The organism is Tahibacter caeni (assembly GCF_024609805.1).
Lineage (GTDB): Bacteria > Pseudomonadota > Gammaproteobacteria > Xanthomonadales > Rhodanobacteraceae > Tahibacter > Tahibacter caeni.
This window is the reverse complement of the sequence record NZ_JANFVR010000347.1, coordinates 1-4,808: the sequence shown is the minus strand read 5'-3', so window position 1 is coordinate 4,808 and position 4,808 is coordinate 1. Positions and strand designations below refer to the sequence as shown.

Annotated in this window: 6 protein-coding genes and 1 pseudogene; 6 read left to right on the top strand and 1 reads right to left on the bottom strand. The window is 69.3% G+C overall.

Going from position 1 to position 4,808, the window contains the following annotated elements:
• The 5 genes from NON22_RS20455 to NON22_RS20435 form a co-directional block, all read left to right on the top strand.
• The coding region (locus tag NON22_RS20455; protein ID WP_257388830.1) for a hypothetical protein at positions 1-233 on the top strand (233 nt) is incomplete at its 5' end.
• Positions 234-334: 101 nt separating this feature from the next.
• The gene (thiS, locus tag NON22_RS20450) at positions 335-535 is read left to right on the top strand and encodes a sulfur carrier protein ThiS (protein ID WP_257388829.1); all 201 of its coding nucleotides are present in this window, start codon (positions 335-337) and stop codon (positions 533-535) included.
• Between the two features lie 157 nt (positions 536-692).
• Positions 693-1,484 (top strand): thiazole synthase, encoded by a 792-nt coding sequence (locus tag NON22_RS20445; protein ID WP_257388828.1) that lies wholly within the window; start codon positions 693-695, stop codon positions 1,482-1,484.
• A complete protein-coding gene (gene trmB, locus NON22_RS20440; protein WP_257388827.1) occupies positions 1,484-2,188 on the top strand; it encodes a tRNA (guanosine(46)-N7)-methyltransferase TrmB in 705 nt (234 codons plus the stop codon). Before NON22_RS20445 ends, trmB begins: the two co-directional genes overlap by 1 nt.
• A gap of 24 nt (positions 2,189-2,212) precedes the next feature.
• On the top strand, positions 2,213-4,060 hold the full coding sequence (locus NON22_RS20435; RefSeq protein ID WP_257388826.1) for an SLC13 family permease: 1,848 nt from the start codon (positions 2,213-2,215) through the stop codon (positions 4,058-4,060).
• Positions 4,061-4,172: 112 nt separating this feature from the next.
• Here the strand turns inward: NON22_RS20435 and NON22_RS20430 are convergent, their stop codons facing one another.
• On the bottom strand, positions 4,173-4,517 hold the full coding sequence (locus tag NON22_RS20430) for a Rieske (2Fe-2S) protein (protein WP_257388825.1): 345 nt from the start codon (positions 4,515-4,517) through the stop codon (positions 4,173-4,175).
• A gap of 65 nt (positions 4,518-4,582) precedes the next feature.
• Between NON22_RS20430 and NON22_RS20425 the strand changes: the two are divergent.
• A pseudogene (locus NON22_RS20425) lies at positions 4,583-4,808 on the top strand (hypothetical protein); the annotation flags it as partial.

Sequence of the window (4,808 nt, the reverse complement as noted above, 5' to 3'; positions counted from 1 at the left end):
CGCAGTTCCAGCGCCAGGAAGCGCCGCCGCGCGTCGAACGCGCTCCCGAGCAGCCGCGCTTCGAGCGGCGCGAACAGCCGGCGCCGCAGCCCGAGCGCCGCGAGCAGGCTCCGCCTCCGGCGCAACGCGCCGCGCCGCCGCCGCAGGAACGCCGTCGCGGCAACGAGAGCGACGACAACGGCAAGAGCCGCGACGACGGCGGCGACAACAACGGCCGTCGCCGCCGCGAATAGGCAGTAGTCCGGCAATGCAAGGGCGGACTTCGGTCCGCCCTTTTTTGGGGCGGCGAGCGTCGCGCTCGCCGGCCGGCGACCCGATCGGCGACAATCGGCCGATGGAAATCCTGCTCAACGGCGCCCCGCACGCCTGTCTCGACGACACCACCCTGGCCCGCCTGCTCGCCGACAATGGCTATGCCGGCCGCCGCGTCGCCGTGGAAATCAACCGCACCATCATTCCGCGCAGCGCGCACGAAACGACCCGGCTGCAGCCCGGCGACCGCGTCGAGATCGTCCATGCGATGGGCGGCGGCTGACTGAAACGACGGTATCGAGTCGTGTCCCGCACGGTCGCCGGCGCCCGGACACGCGCCCGCCAACGCAACCCGGCCTGAACGCCGGCGCAGCGATCATTTCCCTGGGGCCGGGGCGCCCTTGCTACCATCCTGCTCTTTCCCCGCTGCGCCTCCTCCCATGACTGCGACGCTTTCCGATCCTCTCGTCATTGCCGGCAAGCCCTATCGGTCCCGTCTGCTGACCGGCACGGGCAAGTTCAAGGACCTCGACGAGACGCGGCTCGCGACCGAAGCCGCCGGCGCGGAAATCGTCACGGTCGCGATCCGGCGCAGCAACATCGGCCAGGATCCGGGCCAGCCCAACCTGCTCGACGTGCTGCCGCCGGCGCGCTACACCATTCTGCCGAACACGGCCGGCTGCTATACGGCCGACGACGCCGTGCGCACCTGCCGTCTCGCGCGCGAGCTGCTGGACGGTCATTCGCTGGTCAAGCTCGAAGTGCTCGGCGACCAGCGCACCCTGTTCCCGGACGTCGTGCAGACCTTGCAGGCCGCCGAAACCCTCGTGCGCGAGGGCTTCAAGGTCATGGTCTACACCTCCGACGACCCGATCCTCGCCAAGCGTCTCGAGGAAATCGGCTGCGTCGCGGTCATGCCGCTGGCCGCGCCGATCGGCTCGGGCCTCGGCATCCAGAATCGCTGGAATCTTCTCGAAATTGTGGAGAACGCCAAAGTTCCCATCCTCGTCGACGCCGGCGTCGGCACGGCCTCGGACGCGGCCGTCGCGATGGAGCTCGGCTGCGACGGCGTGCTGATGAACACCGCGATCGCCGGCGCGCGCCAGCCGGTGCTGATGGCCGGAGCGATGCGCAAGGCGATCGAGGCCGGCCGCGAGGCGTTCCTGGCCGGCCGCATTCCGCGCAAGCGCTATGCCTCGGCGTCCAGCCCCATCGACGGAACCATCGGCTGATGCAGGGCAGCGACGACGACGGCGCCGCGCGGCCGCAGCGCCGCATCCGCAGTTTCGTGTTGCGCCAGGGCCGCATCACCGAGGCGCAGCAGCGCGCGTTCGGCGCCCACTGGGCGCGTTTCGGGCTCGACTTCACCGGCCGCCCGCGCGATCTCGCCGCGGTGTTCGGCAACGCCGCGCCGGTCGCGCTCGAGATCGGCTTCGGCAACGGCGAGCAGTTGGTCTGGGGCGCGCAGCACGAGCCCGGGCGCAACTTCATCGGCATCGAGGTGCACCGGCCCGGCGTCGGCCGCGTGCTGAATGCACTGGCCGCTGCGGACGCCGACAACGTACGCGTCTATCACCACGACGCGGTCGAGGTGCTGCAGCAGGAGATCGCGCCCGGCAGCCTGGACCAGGTGCGCATCTACTTCCCCGATCCCTGGCACAAGAAGAAGCACAACAAGCGCCGCCTCGTGCAGGCACCGCTGCTGCAGCTGCTCGCCTCGCGCGTGCGTCCGGGCGGCAGCTTGCATATGGCGACCGACTGGGCGGACTATGCCGAGCAGATGCTCGTCGTCGCCGATGCAGACCCGTCCTGGCGCAATTGCGCCGGCCGCGGCAACTACGCGGAGCGGCCCGGCTGGCGCACACAGACGCATTTCGAGCAGCGCGGCCTGCGGCTGGGCCACGGCGTCTGGGATCTGCTCTACGAGCGCGTCTGAACGCAAAGGACGTCGACCGGCGACATGGACTACGGACTGACCCTGACCACCGACATGATGCTCGTGTTCGGGCTGGTCGTCTTCACCGTACTGATGCTGGTGCTGGAATGGATCCGCGCCGATGTCGTCGCGCTGCTCGTGATCGTCTGCATCGGCGTGACCGGCCTGCTGCCGGTGGACCAGCTGTTCGACGGCTTCGCCGGCAACGCGGTGATCTCGCTGATCGCGGTCATGATCATGGGCGCGGGCCTGGACCGCACCGGCGTGCTGAACAAGGCCGCGAGCCTGATTCTGCGCGTGTCCAACGGCGTGGAGTCGCGCCTGTCGCTGGCGATCAACGTGATGGCCGGCGCGCTGACCTCGATCATGCAGAGCCAGGCGCTGGCCGCGCTGCTGCTGCCGGTCGCCTCGCGCGTGTCTGCGCGCACCGGCGTGCCGCTCAAGCGGCTGCTGCTGCCGATGGGCTGCATGATCTTGGCCGGCACCAATGTCACGATGATCTCGAACTCGCCGCTGATCCTGCTCAACGACCTGATCGTCAGCGCGAACCGCAACCTGCCGCCGGGCGCCGACACGATCACGCCGTTCAGCCTGTTCGCGATCGCGCCGATAGGCCTGCCGCTGCTGTTCGTCGGCCTGGCCTATTTCTTCTTTTTCACGCGCAAGCTGCTGCCCGACGAGGAGAGCAAGCAGAAGGTCACGCCGGGCCGCACCGAGACCTATTTCGCCGAGACCTACGGCATCGACGGCGAAGTCATGGAGCTGACCGTCACGGCCGAAAGCCCGCTGGTCGGCATGAGCGTCGGCGAGGTCGAGCAGATGCGCGGCGCGCCGCTGATCCTCGCGATGAAGAACGGCAACGAGTCGCGGCTGGCGCCGCCGGCCGACCAGATGATCTGGGTCGGCACCGTGCTCGGCGTGCTCGGCCCGCGCGACCAGGTCAACGATTTCGCGCAGAACCAGCTGCTGCGCGTGCAGACGCGCCTGCGCCAGTTCGGCGACATGTTCAATCCGGGCCGCGCCGGCATTTCCGAAGCGGTGATCCCGCCGACCTCGCGCTACGTCAAGCGCGTGCTCGGCGATCTGCGGATGCGCAAGCACTACGGCGTCAGCGTGCTCGCGGTCTATCGTGGCGAGCAGGTGTTCCGCGAGGACGTACGCAAGGTCGCGCTGCGCGCCGGCGACACCCTCGTACTGCACAGCTCCTGGCGGGACCTGGTCCATGCGGCCGAGGACCGCGACTTCGTCGTCGTCACCGACATTCCGAAGGAAGAGGCGCGTCCGGCCAAGCTCTGGCATGCGCTGATCTTCTTCGCGCTGGCCATGCTGCTCGGCCTGTTCACGAGCATGAAGCTGTCGGTCGCCATGCTGACCGGCGCGGTCGGCATGCTGCTGGCCGGCGTGCTGACCATGGACGAGGCCTACGCGGCGATCAACTGGAAGACCATCTTCACCCTGGCCTGCCTGATCCCGCTCGGCTGGGCCATGGACACGACCGGCGCGGCGGCCTGGGTCGCCCAGGAAGTGCTGATCTATCTCGGCGCCTGGCCGCAGTGGGCGCTGCAGGCGGTCATCGCGGTGCTCGCGCTGTTCTTCGCCCAGGTCATCTCCAACGTCGGAGCGACCGTGATGATGGTGCCGATGGCGATCAACATCGCGCTGGCCTCCAACGGCAACCCGGCGGTCTACGCGCTGATCGTCGCGATCTCGACGTCCAACACCTTCGTCATCGCCAACGCGAACCCGGTGCTGACCATCGTCGGCGGCCCCGGCGGCTACCGCCGGCGCGACTTCTGGCGCGTCGGCCTGCCGCTGACCGTGCTGCTGCTGATCACCTTGCTGCTCGCGGTGAACTGGTTGTTCAGGCGGTGACGCGGGGGATCGGGAATGGAGAACCGGGAATCGGACGAGCAGGGCAAGGACCGAGCCTCGACCGCCACCGGCTTCTACGATTCCCGATTCCCGATTCCCCCCGATTCCGAGCTCAGGGCAACCTGACGACCCCGTCGACGACGCGCAACGGCATCGGTACGAGGCCGCTGCGGCAGGGGCCGGCGATGACGGCGCCGCTGGGTACGTCGAAGGTCGCGCCGTGGGCTGCGCAGATCACGGTCGCGTCCTTGACCAGGAACTTGCCGGGCGACCAGTCCAGGCGCCGGCCCGCATGCGGGCATTCGTTGTGGTAGGCGAACACCTGATCGCCGCGGCGCAGCAGGATCAGGTTGAAACCGCCGGTGCTGCTGTCGATGTCGACCGCGATCGCCCCGCCGTCGGGCACCTCGTCGAGGCGGCACAGCGCCCGGCCGGCTTCGGCACTGACTTCAAGCACTTGAGTTGCTTCCGCAAAGCCCCACACTGGGCCCTTGCATGATGCCACACGGAGTCGACACGCCCATGGCCGCAATCCTGTTCCGCTCGCCGCGCAGCCGCCATCCGCTGCTGCGGGCGCTTTCGGCGCTGGTCGGCGTCGTCCTGGTCGGCGCCGCGCTCGTGTTCGGCTTCTTCATCGTGCTCGGCCTGGCCGCGGTCGGCGCGGCGATCTGGGCCGTGCGGCAGTTCAACCGGCCGGCCACGCCGCCGGCGGCGACCACGGCGCCGCCGCGCGCGACGACCCCGTCGG

Bases quoted from the DNA above. Each gene is read 5' to 3' on its own strand.
- thiS (WP_257388829.1), top strand. From the start codon at position 335: ATGGAAATCCTGCTCAACGGCGCCCCGCACGCCTGTCTCGACGACACC.
- NON22_RS20445 (WP_257388828.1), top strand. From the start codon at position 693: ATGACTGCGACGCTTTCCGATCCTCTCGTCATTGCCGGCAAGCCCTAT.
- trmB (WP_257388827.1), top strand. From the start codon at position 1,484: ATGCAGGGCAGCGACGACGACGGCGCCGCGCGGCCGCAGCGCCGCATC.
- NON22_RS20435 (WP_257388826.1), top strand. From the start codon at position 2,213: ATGGACTACGGACTGACCCTGACCACCGACATGATGCTCGTGTTCGGG.